Annotated in this window: 17 protein-coding genes; 12 read left to right on the forward strand and 5 right to left on the reverse strand. The window is 63.5% G+C overall.

All coding sequences use genetic code 11. The annotated features are described in order from the left end of the window. Positions 1–91: 91 nt before the first annotated feature. The 12 genes from tolQ to folD all read left to right on the forward strand — a co-directional run bounded on the left by tolQ (position 92) and on the right by folD (position 12,442). Positions 92–787 (forward strand): protein TolQ, encoded by a 696-nt coding sequence (tolQ, locus tag A2I95_RS03195; RefSeq protein WP_291727731.1) that lies wholly within the window; start codon positions 92–94, stop codon positions 785–787. A gap of 3 nt (positions 788–790) precedes the next feature. Beyond that, complete coding sequence (gene tolR, locus A2I95_RS03200) at positions 791–1,282, forward strand: protein TolR (protein ID WP_291727733.1); 492 nt, start codon at positions 791–793, stop codon at positions 1,280–1,282. A 15-nt stretch (positions 1,283–1,297) separates the two neighbouring features. Then, on the forward strand, positions 1,298–2,425 hold the full coding sequence (locus A2I95_RS03205) for an energy transducer TonB (RefSeq protein ID WP_291727735.1): 1,128 nt from the start codon (positions 1,298–1,300) through the stop codon (positions 2,423–2,425). Then, positions 2,422–3,747, forward strand: coding sequence for a Tol-Pal system beta propeller repeat protein TolB (gene tolB, locus A2I95_RS03210; protein WP_291727737.1), 1,326 nt, complete (start codon positions 2,422–2,424; stop codon positions 3,745–3,747). The genes A2I95_RS03205 and tolB overlap by 4 nt, the downstream gene beginning before the upstream one ends. A 91-nt stretch (positions 3,748–3,838) precedes the next feature. Further along, positions 3,839–4,345 (forward strand): peptidoglycan-associated lipoprotein Pal, encoded by a 507-nt coding sequence (pal, locus tag A2I95_RS03215; RefSeq protein ID WP_291727739.1) that lies wholly within the window; start codon positions 3,839–3,841, stop codon positions 4,343–4,345. Between the two features lie 4 nt (positions 4,346–4,349). Next, complete coding sequence (ybgF, locus tag A2I95_RS03220) at positions 4,350–5,183, forward strand: tol-pal system protein YbgF (protein ID WP_291727741.1); 834 nt, start codon at positions 4,350–4,352, stop codon at positions 5,181–5,183. Next, positions 5,180–6,433, forward strand: a complete 1,254-nt coding sequence (gene tilS / locus A2I95_RS03225; RefSeq protein ID WP_291727743.1) for a tRNA lysidine(34) synthetase TilS — start codon at positions 5,180–5,182, stop codon at positions 6,431–6,433. The genes ybgF and tilS overlap by 4 nt, the downstream gene beginning before the upstream one ends. 78 nt (positions 6,434–6,511) lie before the next feature. Next, positions 6,512–8,425, forward strand: coding sequence for an ATP-dependent zinc metalloprotease FtsH (ftsH, locus tag A2I95_RS03230; protein WP_291727745.1), 1,914 nt, complete (start codon positions 6,512–6,514; stop codon positions 8,423–8,425). A gap of 272 nt (positions 8,426–8,697) precedes the next feature. Further along, on the forward strand, positions 8,698–9,273 hold the full coding sequence (locus tag A2I95_RS03235) for a sulfurase (RefSeq protein WP_291727748.1): 576 nt from the start codon (positions 8,698–8,700) through the stop codon (positions 9,271–9,273). A 188-nt stretch (positions 9,274–9,461) separates the two neighbouring features. After that, on the forward strand, positions 9,462–11,138 hold the full coding sequence (locus A2I95_RS03240; RefSeq protein WP_291727750.1) for a formate--tetrahydrofolate ligase: 1,677 nt from the start codon (positions 9,462–9,464) through the stop codon (positions 11,136–11,138). A 59-nt stretch (positions 11,139–11,197) separates the two neighbouring features. Further along, on the forward strand, positions 11,198–11,503 hold the full coding sequence (locus tag A2I95_RS03245) for a chorismate mutase (protein ID WP_291727752.1): 306 nt from the start codon (positions 11,198–11,200) through the stop codon (positions 11,501–11,503). Between the two features lie 48 nt (positions 11,504–11,551). Further along, positions 11,552–12,442: a bifunctional methylenetetrahydrofolate dehydrogenase/methenyltetrahydrofolate cyclohydrolase FolD gene (gene folD / locus A2I95_RS03250; RefSeq protein WP_027256633.1), complete on the forward strand. Its 891-nt coding sequence runs from the start codon at positions 11,552–11,554 to the stop codon at positions 12,440–12,442. Positions 12,443–12,589: 147 nt separating this feature from the next. Here the strand turns inward: folD and A2I95_RS03255 are convergent, their stop codons facing one another. From A2I95_RS03255 to A2I95_RS03275, 5 genes are all read right to left on the reverse strand, one after another. Further along, positions 12,590–12,997 (reverse strand): PaaI family thioesterase, encoded by a 408-nt coding sequence (locus A2I95_RS03255; RefSeq protein WP_291727757.1) that lies wholly within the window; start codon positions 12,995–12,997, stop codon positions 12,590–12,592. A gap of 74 nt (positions 12,998–13,071) precedes the next feature. Beyond that, on the reverse strand, positions 13,072–13,722 hold the full coding sequence (pdeM, locus tag A2I95_RS03260; protein ID WP_291727759.1) for a ligase-associated DNA damage response endonuclease PdeM: 651 nt from the start codon (positions 13,720–13,722) through the stop codon (positions 13,072–13,074). Between the two features lie 37 nt (positions 13,723–13,759). Beyond that, a complete protein-coding gene (locus A2I95_RS03265; protein WP_291727761.1) occupies positions 13,760–16,177 on the reverse strand; it encodes a ligase-associated DNA damage response DEXH box helicase in 2,418 nt (805 codons plus the stop codon). A gap of 97 nt (positions 16,178–16,274) precedes the next feature. Beyond that, positions 16,275–17,582, reverse strand: coding sequence for an ATPase (locus tag A2I95_RS03270; protein WP_291727763.1), 1,308 nt, complete (start codon positions 17,580–17,582; stop codon positions 16,275–16,277). Between the two features lie 152 nt (positions 17,583–17,734). Next, positions 17,735–18,232 carry a prepilin peptidase gene (locus A2I95_RS03275; protein WP_291727766.1) on the reverse strand — a complete coding sequence of 166 codons (498 nt, stop codon included), beginning with the start codon at positions 18,230–18,232 and terminating at the stop codon, positions 17,735–17,737.

The following is an 18,232-nucleotide window of genomic DNA, read 5'->3' on the forward strand; positions in this document are numbered from 1 at the left end:
GGCGCCTGTTTTTATGGCCTTTGACATTGAACTGGGCTAGCCTTTGGCCAAATAAGGCCGGAGAAACGGCCGGGAAAATTAGAGCAGGCGAATGGAAGCAGAAACTCTGGCGCTGGCGCAGGAGATTGATTTCTCCATGTGGGGCCTTTTCGCGCGGGCCACCGTAACCGTGAAACTGGTGATGCTGATGCTGGTCGGGGCTTCGGTCTGGTCCTGGGGCATCATCATTCAGAAGACAATCAACTACCGCAAGGCGCGCGGCGAAGCGGATGCCTTTGACCGCGCCTTCTGGTCCGGCAACCCGCTGGATGAGCTGTTCGACCAGGTCGGGGCAGAGCCGCCGGGGCAGGCCGCACGAATCTTCTCGGCGGGCATGACGGAATGGCGGCGCAGTCATCGCAGCGACGGCGGGCTGATTCCCGGCGCGCAGGCGCGCATCGACCGGTCGATGGATGTTGCCATTGCCAAAGAGACCGAGGGGCTGCAAAGCGGCTTGTCGATCCTTGCCACCGTCGGTTCCACCGCGCCCTTTGTGGGGCTGTTCGGCACCGTCTGGGGCATCATGACCGCCTTTATCGAGATTGCAGAGCAGCAGAACACCAACCTGGCCGTGGTGGCGCCGGGCATCGCCGAGGCGCTGATGGCGACCGGTCTGGGCTTGCTGGCGGCGATCCCTGCTGTGGTCTTCTACAACAAGCTGAGCGCGGACAGCGACCGTATCATCGGCGGCTATGAGGCCTTTGCCGATGAGTTCGCCACCATTCTCAGCCGCCAGTTGGATTCCTGAGGGATGGGCGCCGCTGTCCAGCAGCCGCAGGGAGGCGGCAACCGCCGCCGGGGCCGCCGCCGCGGACGCGGGCGGCCAATGTCGGAAATCAATGTCACGCCCTTTGTGGACGTGATGCTGGTGCTGCTGATCATCTTTATGGTGGCTGCACCGCTGATGACCGTCGGCGTGCCGGTGGAACTGCCCAAAACGGCTGCGGGTGCATTGTCCGGTGATGAGGAAGAGCCGCTGACCGTCACCATGACCGCAGCAGGCGGGGTGGAAATCCAGACCACGCCGGTGGCGCGCGATGAACTGGTGCTCAAGCTGCAGGCAATTGCAGCCGAGCGCAGCTCGGACCGGGTGTTCCTGCGCGCTGACGGGCGGATTGCCTATGCGGATGTGATGCAGGTGATGGGTGCGCTGAACGCAGGCGGGTTTTCCAATGTTGGGCTGGTGACGGACACCGGCGGACTGGCCCTGGACGGGCAGCCGTCTGAGGGCGCAGGGCAATAAGCGGGGACGCGGGCGGTGCAGACCGGAACCAGGATCTCTCTTGCCGGACACGGGCTGTTGATGGGATGGGTTGTCTTTGGCGCCTGGTTCCCGTCTGAACCCTTGCCGTCCCGGGTGCAGCAAGTCGCGCTGATTTCGGCCGAGCAGTTTGAAAAGCTCAGTCAGCAGCGTCAGGCGCCGCAAGTCGCGCCCGAACCTGCACCGTTGGATGAACCGGCCGAAGTGCAGCCCGCGCCCGAGCCGGCACCGCAGCCGGATCCTGAGCCGGAAACCGTTCAGCCCGAACCGGTCACGCCGGCGGCGCCGGATCCGCAGGTGACAGAGATCCCTGAGCCGCAGCCTGAGCCGGATGTGCCGGCCACTCCGCCTGCAGCGGCTGAGGCGCCGGAGATTGCCGCGCTGGTGCCGCAGCTGCGCCCTGAGACCGCGCCGCGCCCGGTGGAGCGGGTCGCGCCTGAGCCTGTCGCGCCGCCGGAGCCGGACACCCGTGTGGATGACATCGCCCAGCCGGAAGTGTCGCCGGAAGAAGGTGCGGAAACCGAGCAGGAGGCGCAGGAAGCGACCGCGGCTGAGGCCGCCAGCGACCGGATCGTGACCGAAGAGAACGAAGGCGAGGATGTCGCAGCCTCTGCTGCGCCGGAAGTGTCTGTGCGGCCCAAGACACGGCCAGCCCGGCCGCAGCCGGAAGAGGCCGTGGAAGCGGCCCAGCCGGCAGAACAGGCGCAGCCGGAGACGGCGGATACGCCCTCCGCGGTGGAGGATGCTTTGGCTGAAGCGCTGGCAGGCGGTGCCGATGTGGAAGCGCCGGAACCGTCCGGCCCGCCGCTGACGCTGGGCGAGAAGGACGCCCTGCGGGTTGCGGTTTCGCAGTGCTGGAACGTGGGCTCGCTGTCGACTGATGCGTTGAACACTACGGTGGTTGTGGCGGTGTCGCTGGCACAGGACGGCAAGCCGGACAGCGGCAGCATCCGGATGCTGTCGAGCACCGGCGGCTCGTCGTCGGCGGCACAGCAGGCCTTTGGGGCCGCCCGGCGGGCAATAATCCGCTGCGGAGCCAAGGGGTTTCAGCTTCCCCCTGAAAAATACGCGCAATGGCGTGATATTGAGATGACATTCAATCCTGAAAGGATGCGGATCAAATGAGGAAAATTCTGGCAGCTCTGCTGATCGGGGCTTCGGCACTGGCCGGAGCGGGCGCCGCTGCGGCGCAGACCGGCCCGCTCCGCATCGAGATTGATCAGGGTGTGATTGAGCCATTGCCCTATGCGGTGCCGGATTTCGTGCCGGAGACCCCTTCGGCTGCTGAACATGCGGCGCAGATCGCGCGGGTGGTGGCGGCGGATCTGAGCGGCACCGGGTTGTTCCGGGAAGTGCCCGCCAGCGCCCATATCTCCAAGGTGACCGGCTTTGACGATCCGGTGAAGTACGCCGACTGGAAGGCGGTGAACGCGCAGGCGCTGATCACCGGCGCGGTCAGTGTCACCGGCAACCGGCTGACGGTGCGGTTCCGCGGCTATGATGTGTTTGCGGAAAAGGAGCTGGAAAGCGCGCTGCAATTCTCCGGCACCACTGGCGGTTGGCGCCGGATGGCGCATAAGGTGGCCGATGCGATCTACAGCGAGATCACCGGCGAGAGCGGTTATTTCGACAGCCGGGTGGTCTATGTCTCCGAAAGCGGCCCCAAGAACGACCGCCGCAAGCGGCTGGCGATCATGGATTACGACGGTGCTAACGTGCAGTACCTGACCAACAGTGCCGCGCTTGTGCTGGCGCCGCGGTTTTCGCCCACCGGCGACCGGGTGCTTTACACCAGCTATGAAAGCGGTTTTCCGCAGATCCATGTGCTGGACGTCGGCCAGGTGCAGCGCAAGATTCTGTCCAGCGGCGACGGCATCATGAGTTTTGCGCCGCGGTTTGCCCCTGACGGACGCACGGTGGTCTATTCGCAGACCCAGGGCGGCAATACGGATCTGTTCTCGATGGATATCGGGACCGGAGCCAAGACCCGGCTGACCTCGGCGCCCTCGATCGAGACCGCGCCATCGTTTTCGCCTGACGGGTCGCAGGTTGTCTTTGAAAGCGACCGCTCGGGCAGCCAGCAGCTGTATGTAATGCCCGCAAGCGGCGGCGAGGCGCGGCGGATCAGTTTCGGCCAGGGGCGCTATGGCACCCCGGTGTGGTCGCCGCGCGGGGACATGATTGCCTTTACCAAACAGAACAAGGGCCGGTTCCATATCGGCGTGATGCGCACCGACGGCAGCGAAGAACGTTTGCTGACGGCCTCGTTCCTGGATGAGGGGCCGACCTGGGCGCCCAATGGCCGGGTGATCATGTTCACCCGCGAAAGCCAGGGCAGCACCGGGCGGGCGCTGCTCTATTCGGTGGACATCACCGGGCGCAATCTGAAGCCGGTGCGGACGCCGGACGGGGCCTCGGATCCGGCCTGGTCGCCGTTGCAAAGGTAAAAGGGCCGTTAGGGCGGGGATACCCGCATAGAACCACCCCCGGGCTTATGCTAGTTTCGGGTCAAGAAACGCAAAGGGATAGGCAGACGATATGAGCGGTTTGAAATTGGCAATGGCGGCGGTGGCCGTGCTGGGGCTGACAGCCTGCAGCAGCAACCCATGGAACGACGATTTGAACGGCAGCGCCGGGGCAGGCGGTGCGGGGGCCGGCGCTGGCGCGCTGGATCCGGCCAGCCCGGCCTATTTCCAGCAGACCGTGGGCGACCGGGTGCTGTTTGCAATCGACCAGTCCACCCTGTCTCCTGCGGCTCAGGCAACGCTGCAAGGCCAGTCGCAGTGGCTGACACGGAACGCCGATTATGTAGTCACCATCGAAGGGCACGCGGACGAGCAGGGCACCCGCGAATACAACCTTGGCCTGGGTGCGAAACGCGCCAATGCAGCCCGCGAATACCTGATGTCCCAAGGTGTCGCCGGCAGCCGCATCAAGGTGGTAAGCTTTGGCAAGGAACGCCCGCTGGAAATCTGCTCGGACGAGGTCTGCTATTCCAAGAACCGCCGCGCGGTGACGGTGCTGGCAGGCGGGTTGACGGGGTAACGCCATGAAACCTTTGCGCATTGCGCTTTTGGCCTCTGTACTGCTGCTGCCGCTGCCGCTGCCGCTGGCGGCACAGGATCAGCAGACCCTCGCGGACATCCGCCAGGAGCTGACCGTTCTGCATGTCGAGATCCAGCGGCTGAAGCGGGAACTGTCGACCACCGGCGCGCCCTCTGCGGATATTTCCGGCAATACTGTTCTGGACCGGGTCGGTGCGATTGAAAGCGAGCTGCAGCGGCTGACCCTGCAGACCGAAGAGATGGGCCACCGGATCGACCGGATTGTCACCGATGGCACCAACCGGATTGGAGACCTGGAATTCCGGTTGGTCGAGCTGGAGGGCGGCGACATCGGCGCCTTGGGCGAGACAACAACCCTGGGCGGCGGCGAGCTGCCGATTGCCGGTGCAGGCGCCATTGCTGCTGCTGAGGACAGCCCGGCCAGCGGCGAGCTGGCAATTGGCGAGCAGGCGGATTTCGATGCCGCCGAAAAACTGCTGTCCGAGGGGCTTTTTCAGGATGCGGCGGAGAGGTTCGCGGCGTTCAATCAGGTCTATCCGGGCAGCCCGCTGGCGCCGGCCGCCGAATTCAGCCGCGGCAAGGCACTGGATGGTCTCGGTGACACCCGCGAAGCTGCGCGGGCCTATCTGGCGGCCTTCACCGGTAATTCTGCCGGCCCGGTGGCCCCCAAAGCGCTGCTTGAGCTGGGCTCGGCGCTGGGCCGCCTTGGCCAGACCGATCAGGCCTGTGTCACGCTGACCGAGGTCGGTGTGCGCTTTCCGGGTGCGGCGGAAGAGGCCGCCGCCGCGGCGGAAATGGCCAAGCTGGGCTGTTCTTGACGGGCGCGCGTCAAAATATCCTGCCCCTGGTGCGGAGCCAGTTCCGCTCCGCCCTTCCTGACCGGCTGGGGATTGCGATTTCCGGCGGCGGTGATTCGATGGCGCTGATGCATCTGCTGCACGATTGTTTCACCAGCGGCGAAGTGGCGTTGTTTGCCGCCACAGTGGACCACGGGTTGCGCCCGGAAGCAGCGGCAGAGGTCGAGGCCGCGGGGGCAGCAGCAGCCCGGCTTGGCATCAGTCATGAGGTGTTGCGCTGGGAGGACGGCCCCCAGGAAGGCAATCTGCAGAATCAGGCCCGTGACGCGCGGTACGACCTGCTGACCGGCTGGGCGCGGCGCCACGGCATTCCGGTGCTGGCACTGGGCCACACCGCCGATGATCAGGCTGAAACGGTGCTGATGCGGATGGCGCGCGCCTCGGGTGTGACCGGGCTGTCGGGCATGGCAGAGCGGCGCACGCACAACGGCGTGACGCTGCTGCGGCCGCTGCTGGATGTGACCCGCTGCGAATTGCGCGACTATCTGCAAACCCGCGGCATCGCTTGGTCTGAAGACCCGAGCAACGAGGATACCAGGTTCGAGCGGGTCCGGGTGCGCCGGGCGCTGGAGGAACTGGCGCCGCTGGGGCTGACCGCTGCTGTTTTGGCCAAGATTGCCCGCAATATGGCCAAAGCCCGTGAAGCGCTGGACTGGTATGTGTTTCTCGCCGCCCGCGACCTGGCGCATGTGCAGGCGGGGGCGGTTGTTCTGTGCCAGCGCAAATTCCGAACTTTGCCCAGTGAAATCAGCCATCGGCTGCTGGTGCGGGCCTTTCAGTGGATTTCCGGCACCGCTTACCCGCCGCGGCGGGTGCCGATGGAAAAAGCCGTTCTGGCGGCCCGCAACGGCGGATCAGCCACATTGGCGGGCTGCCGCCTGGTTACTACCAGCAAACAGATATGGATCTGCCGTGAATATAATTCTGTGCGCGGCGAGGCGTCCCTGCCGGGGCAGGCCTGGGATAAAAGATGGGAAGTTTATGGCGGTAACGCAAAGGGTTGCGAGGTTCGTGCGCTAGGCCCAAAGGGACTGCAACAGTGCCCTGACTGGCGTGCCGCCGGGGTGCCTGGTGCCGTTCTGCAGGCCACGCCGGCGGTATGGCTGGGCGGGGAATTGGCGGCTGCACCTGCGGCTGGATTCGCCAATGGCTGGTCAGCGGAATTGGCTGGAACCGAAGAAGAGTTCTTTGCATCCCTTTTATCGCATTGAACCTGCCCGAATGATCCTTATTTTAAGCACAACGCAGGCGGCCCGTGTGGCGCGCCTATCTGATAGGGAGAACTTTCCTTGGGCAACGCTCGCAATATCGCCTTCTGGGTTGTTCTGTTTCTGCTGATTCTGGCGCTGTTCAATTTGTTCAGCGGTTCCGGCAGCACGATGCAGAGCCGTGAACGCACTTTCTCGGACTTCGTCAGCTCGGTTGAGACCGGCAAGGTCAGCACTGTCACTTTGGACGGGGAGCAGGTGCGCTACACCACGACCGATGGGCAGAACTATGTCACCATCAAACCGGCCGATGCCGAAGTCACCGCGCTTCTGATCGACAAGAACATTCCGGTGCGCGCCGAAAAACAGCAGCAGTCGGGCTTTCAGTCCTTCCTGATCACGCTGCTGCCGTTCATTCTGCTGATCGGTGTCTGGATCTATTTCATGAACCGGATGCAGGGCGGCGGCAAAGGCGGCGCCATGGGTTTCGGCAAGTCGAAGGCCAAGATGCTGACCGAGAAGCACGGCCGTGTCACCTTTGACGATGTGGCTGGCATTGATGAGGCCAAGGAAGAGCTGGAAGAGATCGTGGAATTCCTGCGCAACCCGCAGAAATTTTCGCGCCTCGGCGGCAAGATCCCCAAGGGCGCGCTGCTGGTGGGCCCTCCGGGCACCGGTAAGACGCTTTTGGCCCGCGCCATCGCAGGCGAGGCCGGGGTGCCGTTCTTCACCATTTCAGGTTCGGACTTTGTGGAAATGTTTGTCGGCGTTGGTGCCTCCCGTGTGCGCGACATGTTCGAGCAGGCGAAGAAAAACGCGCCCTGCATCGTCTTCATCGACGAGATCGATGCCGTCGGCCGCCATCGTGGTGCAGGCTATGGCGGCGGCAACGATGAACGCGAACAGACGCTCAACCAGCTGCTGGTCGAAATGGACGGCTTTGAGGCCAATGAGGGCGTGATCATTCTGGCGGCGACCAACCGCAAGGACGTGCTGGACCCGGCGCTGCTGCGTCCTGGCCGCTTTGACCGCAACGTGACTGTTGGCAACCCCGACATCAAAGGCCGCGAAAAGATCCTGGGCGTGCATGCCCGCAAGACTCCGCTGGGCCCGGATGTGGACTTGCGCATCATCGCCCGCGGCACGCCTGGTTTCTCGGGTGCGGATCTGGCCAACCTGGTCAACGAGGCGGCGCTGATGGCCGCCCGTGTCGGCCGCCGCTTTGTCACCATGGAAGATTTCGAATCGGCCAAGGACAAGGTGATGATGGGGGCTGAGCGCCGCTCGATGGTGCTGACCCAGGACCAGAAAGAAAAGACCGCCTTTCACGAGGCAGGCCACGCGGTTGTCGGCCTGAAGCTGCCAGAATGCGATCCGGTCTATAAGGCGACAATCATTCCGCGCGGCGGTGCGCTGGGGATGGTGGTGTCCCTGCCGGAAATGGACCGGCTGAACTGGCACCGCGATGAGTGCCAGCAGAAGCTGGCCATGACGATGGCGGGCAAGGCGGCTGAAGTGATCAAATACGGCGAAGATCATGTGTCTAACGGCCCGGCCGGCGATATCCAGCAGGCCAGCCAATTGGCCCGCGCCATGGTGATGCGCTGGGGCATGTCCGACAAGGTCGGCAATATCGATTATGCCGAAGCGCATGAAGGCTACTCGGGCAACACTGCCGGCTTCTCGGTCTCGGCCCATACCAAGGAGATGATCGAGGAAGAGGTGAAAAGCTTCATCCAGTCAGGCTATGACCGCGCCTTTCAGATCCTGACCGACCATCACGATGAATGGGAACGCCTGGCGCAGGGGCTGTTGGAGTACGAGACGCTGACCGGTGACGAGATCAAGCGGGTCATGAACGGCGAACCTCCGCAGGCGGGCGATGACGAGGACAGCGGTGAGGACCAGGGCAATGCTTCGGTCACCGCAATCCCCAAGGCCAAGCCGAAAAAATCCCCGCCGGAAGGCGGCATGGAGCCTGAGCCGTCGGCATAAGGATCCAGATCTGAATATGAAACGTCCCGGAAGCCGGTTGCGGTTTCCGGGACGTTTTTTTTGGAAGGGAGGCGGGGGCCGCGGCAGGCAGCAAAGCTGCCTGCCGCGGCCCCCGCCCGGATCGGATCGCATTGGCGATCCGATCCTTTGGCCTGCTGCGCCATTCCCTCGTCCGGAAACAAAGGGGTAGCAGGCGCTTTCGCGCTGGCAACCCTTGCCAAAGCGTGTAGCTTCCGCCGGGATTGATTAAATTTCAGCAGGAGATACAGGCAATGCCGGTATTACGGGACAGCGGGTTCAAGGGCGAAATCACATGGCTGGGCATGGTTCCGGCCGGCGATAGTCTGCAGTCCGAGCCGGCTGACCAGTTGCGCTTGGGGTTTTCCGGCATTGCCGGTGAACGCCACGAAGGTGAGAACCGCGCCTCCTGCGTGCGGGTTCGTAATCTTTATCCGGAAGGCACCGAAATCCGCAATGTCCGCCAGCTGACAATTTTGTCCGAGGAAGAGCTGGCGCTGATCGCGGCGGATATGGGGATGGAGCGGATCGATCCTGCCTATTTGGGCGCCACGATCATCCTTCGCGGCATCCCGGACTTCACCTTTGTGCCGCCTGGTTCCCGGCTGCAGGGACCGGACGGAGTAACCTTGACTATCGACATGGAAAACCGGCCTTGCGTCCTGCCAGGGCGGGAGATTGAAAATGATCACAGCGGATATGGCGCCCGGTTCAAGCCGGCCGCAAAGAATCGCCGGGGAATCACCGCTTGGGTGGAACGGCCGGGAAGCCTGTCTCTGGGCGGCGAATTCAGCCTCTTTGTGCCGGACCAGCGCGCTTGGGCGCCGTGATTTCCTCCTTTTAGGGGAATGCGTTTCCTTTAAGGAACCGTGATGGGGGCTGCGAAAGACCTCACGCCGCTTCAAGGCAGGATAATGTCGGAAATCAAGCGCGTGTTTTGCCGCATATTGGCTAAGTCTATCGCGAAACCGGCATCTCTGTGCCGGCGATCGTATGCAAACTCAGCAGGAACCTTGCCATGAGCTACAAGAGTGACATCGAGATTGCGCGTGAAGCGCAGAAGAAGCCGATCCAGGAGATTGGTGCGAAGATCGGGATTTCGGACAGCGATCTGCTGCCCTACGGCCACGACAAGGCAAAGGTGTCCCAGTCCTTCATCAACTCGGTGCAGGGCAAGGAAGACGGCAAGCTGATCCTGGTGACCGCGATCAACCCGACCCCGGCGGGCGAAGGCAAGACCACCACCACCGTGGGTCTGGGCGACGGCCTGAACCGGATTGGCAAGAACGCGATGATCTGTATCCGCGAGGCCTCCCTCGGCCCGAACTTCGGCATGAAGGGCGGCGCGGCCGGCGGCGGTTACGCGCAAGTGGTGCCGATGGAGGAAATGAACCTCCACTTCACCGGCGACTTCCACGCCATCACCTCGGCCCACTCGCTGCTGTCGGCGATGATCGACAACCACATCTACTGGGGCAACGAGTGCGAGATCGACACCCGCCGCGTCGCATGGCGCCGGGTTGTCGACATGAACGACCGGGCGCTGCGCACCATCACCGCGTCGCTGGGCGGCGTCAGCAACGGTTTCCCGCGCGAAGCCGGTTTTGACATCACCGTGGCGTCGGAAGTGATGGCGATTCTGTGCCTGGCCAACGACCTCAAGGACCTGGAAAAGCGCCTGGGCGACATCATCGTGGCCTACCGCCGCGACAAGACCCCGGTCTACTGCCGTGACATCAAGGCCGAAGGCGCAATGACCGTTCTGCTGAAAGACGCGATGCAGCCGAACCTGGTGCAGACCCTGGAAAACAACCCGGCCTTTGTGCATGGCGGCCCCTTCGCCAACATCGCACACGGCTGCAACTCGGTGATCGCCACCAAGACCGCGCTGAAAGTCGCCGACTATGTGGTGACTGAGGCAGGCTTTGGCGCCGATCTGGGTGCCGAGAAGTTCATGAACATCAAGTGCCGCAAGGCAGGCATCGCACCCTCCGCGGTTGTGCTGGTTGCCACCGTGCGCGCGATGAAGATGAACGGCGGCGTTGCCAAGGCGGATCTGGGCGCCGAGAATGTCGAGGCGGTGAACGCGGGCTGTGCCAACCTGGGCCGCCACATCGAGAACATCAAATCCTTTGGTGTGCCGGTTGTGGTTGCGATCAACCACTTTGTCACCGACACCGATGCCGAAGTGGACGCCGTCAAAGCCTACGCCGCCACCCATGGCGTCGAAGCGGTTCTGTCGCGCCACTGGGAACTGGGTTCGGAAGGCTCGGCGCCGCTGGCCGAGAAAGTTGTGGAGATCGTCGATGCGGGCCAGGCCAATTTTGCGCCGATCTACCCGGACGAGATGTCGCTGTTCGACAAGATCGACACCATCGCCAAGCGCATCTACCGCGCCGACGAGGTGCTGGCCGACAACAAGATCCGCAACCAGCTGAAGGAATGGGAAGACGCAGGATACGGCAACCTGCCGGTCTGCATGGCGAAGACCCAGTACTCCTTCTCGACCGACCCGTCGTTGCGCGGCGCGCCCACCGGCCATTCGGTTCCGGTGCGTGAGGTCCGCCTGTCGGCGGGTGCCGGCTTCATCGTCGCGGTCTGCGGCGAGATCATGACCATGCCGGGCCTGCCGCGCAAACCGGCGTCGGAAACCATCCGCCTGAATGACGACGGCCAGATCGAAGGCTTGTTCTAAACGGCGATATGCGACATTCACGGCCCGGGACCCATCCCGGGCCGTGAGAGTTTTAAGACATGAGCACACGCATCCCGCCGCACGCCTGCAGCGATATGGCAAGCCTCCGGCTTCAGATCGACCGGATGGACCGGGAGCTGGTGGCGCTGCTGGCAGAGCGGGCGGCCTACATCGACCGGGCGATCGCGCTGAAGCAGGCAAACGGCTGGCCGGCGCGGATCCCGGAACGGGTTGAAGACGTGGTCATGAAGGCCCGCGCCGCGGCTGACAGGGAAGGGCTGGACCCCGATCTGGTTGAGCGCCTGTGGCGGCAGCTGGTGGAGTGGTCGATTGCCCGCGAGGCGCGGGTGATCCGTGAGGAATAGGCAGGCGCCAGGGGCGATCCGGGCCTGCGGCAAAGAGGAAGAGATCAAATGGCAGCAACTCTGATTGACGGCAAGGCCTTTGCGGCCAAGGTGCGCGGCCAGGTGGCCGAGCATGTGGCGCGGCTGAAAGAGGAAAACGGCATCACCCCGGGCCTCGCCGTGGTTCTGGTCGGCGAAGATCCGGCCTCCCAGGTCTATGTGCGCTCCAAGGGCAAGCAGACCGTTGAGGTCGGCATGAACTCGGTTGAGCACAAGCTGGATGCGGACACCTCGGAAGCCGATCTGCTGGCGGTGGTTGAGCAGCTGAACAACGATCCCTCGATCCACGGCATTCTGGTGCAGCTGCCGCTGCCGAAGCATATGAACGAGGATCTGGTGATCAACTCGATCGCGCCGGAAAAGGACGTCGACGGCTTCCACATCTCCAATGTGGGCCTCTTGGGCACCGGCCAGAAATCGATGGTGCCCTGCACGCCCTTGGGCTGCCTGATGATGCTGCGCGACCACCACGGGAGCCTGTCGGGCATGGATGCGGTTGTGATCGGCCGTTCCAACATCGTCGGCAAGCCGATGGCGCAGCTGCTGCTGGGCGACAGCTGCACCGTGACCATCGCGCATTCGCGCACCAAGGACCTGCCGGATGTTGTGCGCCGCGCCGACATCGTTGTGGCCGCCGTGGGCCGTCCGGAAATGGTGCCGGGCGACTGGATCAAGGAAGGCGCCACGGTGATCGACGTGGGCATCAACCGGATCGAGCGCGACGGCAAGACCAAGCTGGTGGGCGACGTCGATTTTGCCTCCGCAGCCGAACGCGCCGGCGCCATCACCCCGGTGCCGGGCGGCGTCGGCCCGATGACCATCGCCTGCCTGCTCGCGAACACCGTCACCGCCTGCTGCCGCGCCAACGGTCTGAAAGAGCCCGAAGGCCTGACCGCCTGAAACCGCGCCGCACAACAGCACGGACTGAGATCACCTGCTCCCGCCGGACGTCTCCGGCGGGAGTATTTTTTAAAAAGATGAAGGGCGGGAGGGCTTCTGGAGCCTGGCTGAGCCTCTGTGAAAACGTGAAGAACGCGGGTCAGTTCCTCAGGACGCGACAGGAACCATCGTGCCCTGGAGGATGGCGATCAGCTTTTCCTGGCTGCCCTGCAGCGCGTGGACCTCAGCCGTGACGATGACCAGCCGGCGCCCCGGTTTGATGACCTTGCCGGTTGCCCGCAACGAGTCCCCGGCACCCGGCGCCAGCAAGTTGATCTTCATCTCAGCTGTCATCACTTCACTGCCTTCCGGCATTTTTGTCAGCGCCGCATATCCGGCAGCGGTGTCGCCGATCGCAAAGCTCAGTGCAGCATGAGCCGCATCGTGCTGCTGGCGGCTGCCGGGCAGTATCGGCGCAGTGATCACCACTTCGCCATCCGAGACGCTTTCGATGTTTGCCCCCAGGGTTTGCATCATGCTTTGCCTGGCGAAACTGCTGCGGATGCGGTGTTCCATTTCGAATATCCTTCTTTTGCTGAGGACAAGCATAGAAGAGAAGAGGCGATCCCATGGCGGTGACGCTGCGCCACTTAGCGGGGCATCGGTATGGGCAGGGCTTGCGGACCGGTCAGAATGGCCAGGGCATTCGGCGCCATCAATGATGTAAGGGCCGGATCGGTGCTGCGCAGGCCGCCGGTATAGGTGCCGAAGGCCGGCAGGATCAGGCGGGAGGCGTCCAGCAGGAAACAGGGGCGGGAATTGCTGCGGACGCGGGCCTTGGGATGGAAGTGGCCGGAGATTTCTGCGGTTGCCGGCGGATCGGCAATGTGGCGGAAGGTGAGGGGGCCGGCCTGCAGGCCCGCCAGATGCTCTCCGCCTAAACCGGTAGGGGCGGGGTCGTGGTTTCCCTCGATCCAGATCCAGCGGCGGTTTTGCATCAGGTCTTGGGTTTGGCGCCTTTCCGGGGCCGGCAAGGCTGTGGCTGCGGCATCATCGTCGAAACTGTCGCCGAGGCAAACCACGGTTGCCGGGTTGAAACCGGCGACCAGTCTCTCAAGGCGGTTGAGTGTGTCGCGGCCTTCGTAAGGGGGCAGAGCGCTGCCGCCGCGCCGCGCATGGCGTTCGGATTTTCCCAGATGCAGGTCGGAGACGCAAAGCAGCCGGTGCTCGGCCCACCAGAGCGCACCAGCGCCGAGCGCGGTGAGGTGGGCGTCTGCAAGAGTGAAGTCAAATCCGGTCATGCAGTGGTCTTAGCTATGCAGGCTGAACAGGCAAGCGTTATTGCACCAGCCGGTCCAGACCGGATTGCCGCATCAGCGCTTCGGCCTCGCGTTGCAGCAGCTTTTCCTCGGCGGCGCCCTTGACCGGAACCTTGCCAACCTCCAGCAAGAGCGGCGCTGCGAGCGGAGAGATCCGGTCCAGCGGCCGCAGGGTGATCCGGCCATTGATCCGCGCCAGCATCTGTTCGATGCGGCCAAAGTCCACCAGACCGCGCAAGGCCTCTTCGCGGGTAATGCCCATCAGCAGGTGATCGGGATCGTATTTCCTGAGCGTGTCATAGAGGATATCGGAGGAGAACGCCGCCTGGCGTCCGTTCTTGCGTTGGCCGGGCGCGTTGCGTTCAATCAGTCCGGCGATGGTCGCCGCGCCGCGGAAGGCGCGTTTCATCACTGCGTTGCCGGCTAGCCATCCCTCCAGCCCTGCGCGCAGGGCCGTGACATCGAACAGCGGGTCCGGGTCTGTCAGCGGCTCCAGCCCCCAGATCAAAGTGGCGTAGTCGGTCGAGACAAAGCCAAGCGGGTCGAGGCCGAGTTCTTCCATCCGCTTGGTCAGAAGCAGCCCCAGTGTTTGCTGTGCGTTGCGGCCGGCAAAGCCATAAATGCAGGCATGCTCGCGTCCGTCGTGGGGAAAGCTTTCGATCAGAAGGGACCCGGCGCGGGGAAGGTCCGAGACTTCGCGCTGCAGTTCCAGCCATTCTGCAGTGTGTGGGGGCAGATTTGGCCAGCTGTCCTGTGTGAACATTTCCAGGATGCGGGCGCTGAGCTGGGTGGAGGTGGCGAATTTGGTGCCGGAGAACACTGCGATCTTCGGCTTTTTGCCGGAGTTGCGGGTGACCTCGACGGTCATTTCGCGCAGGCCCTCATAACGCACGGTCCGGCCGCCGATCAGGAAGGTGTCGCCGGGGGTGAGGGTGGCGGCAAAGGCTTCTTCGATCTCACCCAGAGGTTTGCCGCCGCGGCTGCGTTTCAGGCGGACCTTGATCAAGCCGGCGTCCTGGATGGTGCCCAGGTTCATGCGGATGCGGGCGGCGGCACGCGGGTCGCGCAGCTGCCACTTGCCGTCCGGGCGCAGCAGCAGGCGCTGCCATTGGTCGTAGGCTTTCAGCGCGTAGCCGCCGGTGGCACAGAAATCCAGACAGGCATCGAAACCGGCGCGGGTGAGGGCGGCATAGGCGCCGGCGCTGGTTATTTCGCTGTAGAGTTCGTCCGCATCAAACGGCCCGGCGCAGGCTGCAATCAGGATGTGCTGGCAAAGAACGTCGCGGGGACCGGGGCCGCGCGCCTCGCCATCCAGATCGCCTGCACGGACGGCTTCAAGCGCGGCACGGCATTCCACTACCTCAAACCGGTTGGCGGGGACCAAAAGCGCCTTGGACGGGACGTTGTAGCTGTGGTTGGCGCGGCCGATGCGCTGGACCAGGCGTTTGACGTTCTTCGGTGCCCCGATCTGGATCACCAGGTCCACATCGCCCCAGTCGATGCCGAGGTCCAGTGAACCGGTGCAGACAATGGCACGCAGCTCGCCGTGGACCATGGCGGCCTCGATCCGTTCGCGCTGGCCCCGGTCGAGCGAGCCGTGGTGGATCCCGATCGGCAGCGCATCGTCATTGGCGAGCCAGAGATTGCGAAAGAAAATCTCGGCCTGGGCGCGGGTGTTGTGAAAAATCAGCGTGGTTTTATGCGCCTTGATCTGTTCCATCACCGCCGCGATGGCATAGGCCGCGCCGCCGCCAGCCCAGGGCGGGGCCTCGTCGGTTTCCAGCATCCGGATGTCCGGGGCGGGGCCGGGGTCGGCCAGCACGATCTTGCAAGGGTCCGGGTGGCTGGCCAGATAGCTGGCAATGGCCTGCGGGTCGTCCACGGTAGCTGACAGGCCCACCCGGCGCAGATCAGGGCAGAGCGTCTGCAGCCGCGCCAGGGCCAGCATCAGCTGATCGCCGCGTTTGCTTTCAGCGAGCGCATGGATCTCGTCCACCACCACCCGCTTCAGACCTTTGAACGTGCGGGCTGCATCCTCGTAGGAGGTAAGCAGCGCCAGGCTTTCCGGTGTGGTCAGCAGAATATGCGGCGGATCGGCGCGCTGGCGCCGTTTGCGGGAGGAAGGCGTGTCGCCGGTGCGGTCGTCGATGCGGATGGGCAGGCCCATGTCCGCGACGGGCGTGCGCAGGTTGCGCTTGATGTCGGCAGCGAGGGCCTTGAGCGGCGAAATATAGAGTGTGTGCAGCCCGTCATGAGGGTTTTCCGCCAGATCGGCGAGGGTGGGCAGAAAGCCGGCCATGGTCTTGCCGCCGCCGGTGGGGGCAATCAGCAGGGTGGCCGGTTCCTGGGCACATTCCAGCATGGTGTGCTGATGCGGGTGGATGGCCCAGCCGCGGGCGGAAAACCAACTGTGAATGACCTTGGGAAGCTTCGTCATTCGTTCCTTTTAGGGGAAGACCCAAAACTTTTCGAAAAGTTTTGGCAAGAGTTTTCAAAAACTCTTGCTGCCGGAAACGGCTGCGCCGGTCGCCGGGTCAATTCACGATGTCTTCGTCCTTGACGAACATGTTGGCCCAGGCGCGGTCGATCAGCTCGGGGGACATCTGATAGGGGATGCCCTCAAACTCGCAGATCGCGATGATCTGGTCGATCAGGAACACCGGCTGGTAGTTCGCATAGACGTTGTTGATCGCCGGATATTTCTTTTTCAGCAGATGCACCAATGCGCCTTCGTCCAGCGGCATGCCTTTCTTGCGGGCCACCATGGCAAAAATCTTGAGGTAGTTTTCCTGGTCCGGGCCATCGATCTTGATCTTGAAGAAGATCCGGCGCAGGGCCGCCTGATCGAAAATCTTGTTCGGGTGGAAGTTGGTGGAGAAAATCACCAGCGTGTCAAAGGGCACTTCGAATTTCTCGCCCGACTGCAGCGCCAGGATGTCTTTGCTTTCTTCCAGCGGCACAATCCAGCGGTTGACCAGGGATTGCGGCGGTTCCGCTTGGCGGCCAAGGTCGTCGACGATGAAAATGCCGCCGGTGGATTTCAACTGCAAGGGAGCCTGATAGGTGCGGGCCGTGGGGTTGTAGACCAGGTCCAGCATGTCCAGCGACAGCTCGCCGCCGGTGATCACGGTGGGGCGCTGGCACATGACATAGCGTTCGTCGAAACGGCGGCGGCGGCGCAAGGCGTTGGGGTCTTCCGGTTCCTGCTCCACTTCGGTGTGTACGATCGGGTCGTAGACCGTGATCACCTGGCCCGAGTATTCAATCGCGCGCGGCACATAGACGTGATCCCCCAGGGCGTCGCGGATGCCGTTGGAGATTGAAGATTTACCATTGCCCGGCGGGCCGTACATCAGGATCGAGCGGCCCGCGCTGACGGCGGGGCCGAGATGGTCCAGCAGGCTGTTTGGCAGGATCAGATGCCCCATGGCATTGGTCAGCTGGTCGCGGGACACTTGGATGTTGCGGATCGATTGGCGTTTCACCTGCTCGCGGTAGACATCCAGCGGGACCGGCATGGCCCCGAAGTACTCCGACTGGCTGAGCGCATCCAGCGCCCGCGATTTGCCCGCATCGGTCAGCTGGTAGCCCATCTCGTTGCCGCTGTTGGCGTTAAGCGTGCCAGTGGCCTCCAGCAGCTTTTGCTCGCGGGCGATGTCCACCAGTTCCTGGGTGACGGCGCCGGGCAGGCAAATGGCCTCGGCGATTTCGGTGACGTTCTCGACGTTTTTGCGAAAGATGGTCTTAAGCAGGATGTCCCGCATCATCACCAGCGGCAGCTGCATCTGCGCCAGTCCCTTGGGGGCGGGAGGGGCCATCACGGTGAGGTTCTGCATGTTCATGGCGGTGCCTGTCCCTGAGATCGGATCCGTGCCCCGACGGCCGGGGCTTTCAAGGAAACAGACTATTCAGGACTGTGGCAACAGCGGGGCAGAGCTGCAGCAATTCCGCGGAGGCGGCGGATTTCCAGCACAGTTTTATGCTGCGAAGGCCGTCAGCTGCCGAAGAGCGCCGCCAGCGCCAAATAAAGAGCCAGGGTGCCGCCTAAGCACAGGCCCATAGGGAAGCTTTTTCCGGTGTCCCAGCTTTGCCATTGCGGCGCCAGACGGCGCAGGGGGGTGTATTTGGCGATCCGGTGGGCGGTGAACCCAGCCAGCAGGGTTGCGGCAAAGATGATCATCAGCAGCCGCAGGTCGCCAAGCGCAAAGAACGGTGCCGCGGCGCCGGCAAATTTGGCGTCGCCCGCACCCACAGCTCCGGCCGCATAGAACAGGTAGCCCAGACCGATGCCGACCGGCAAGTGCAGCAGGTGCCAGCCGTAATCGGCCCAGCTGGGCATCACGATCACGCCTGCAACAACATAGATCACCGCCAGCAAATCGACGGCCCAGTTGGGAATGCGCATGCCGCGCAGATCCGTCAGCGCAACCGTGTAGCACAGCGGCAGCACAAAGGGCAGGAACCACAGGGCAGCATGGGCCGGGAACTGCAT

This window comes from Leisingera sp. F5, assembly GCF_001593695.1.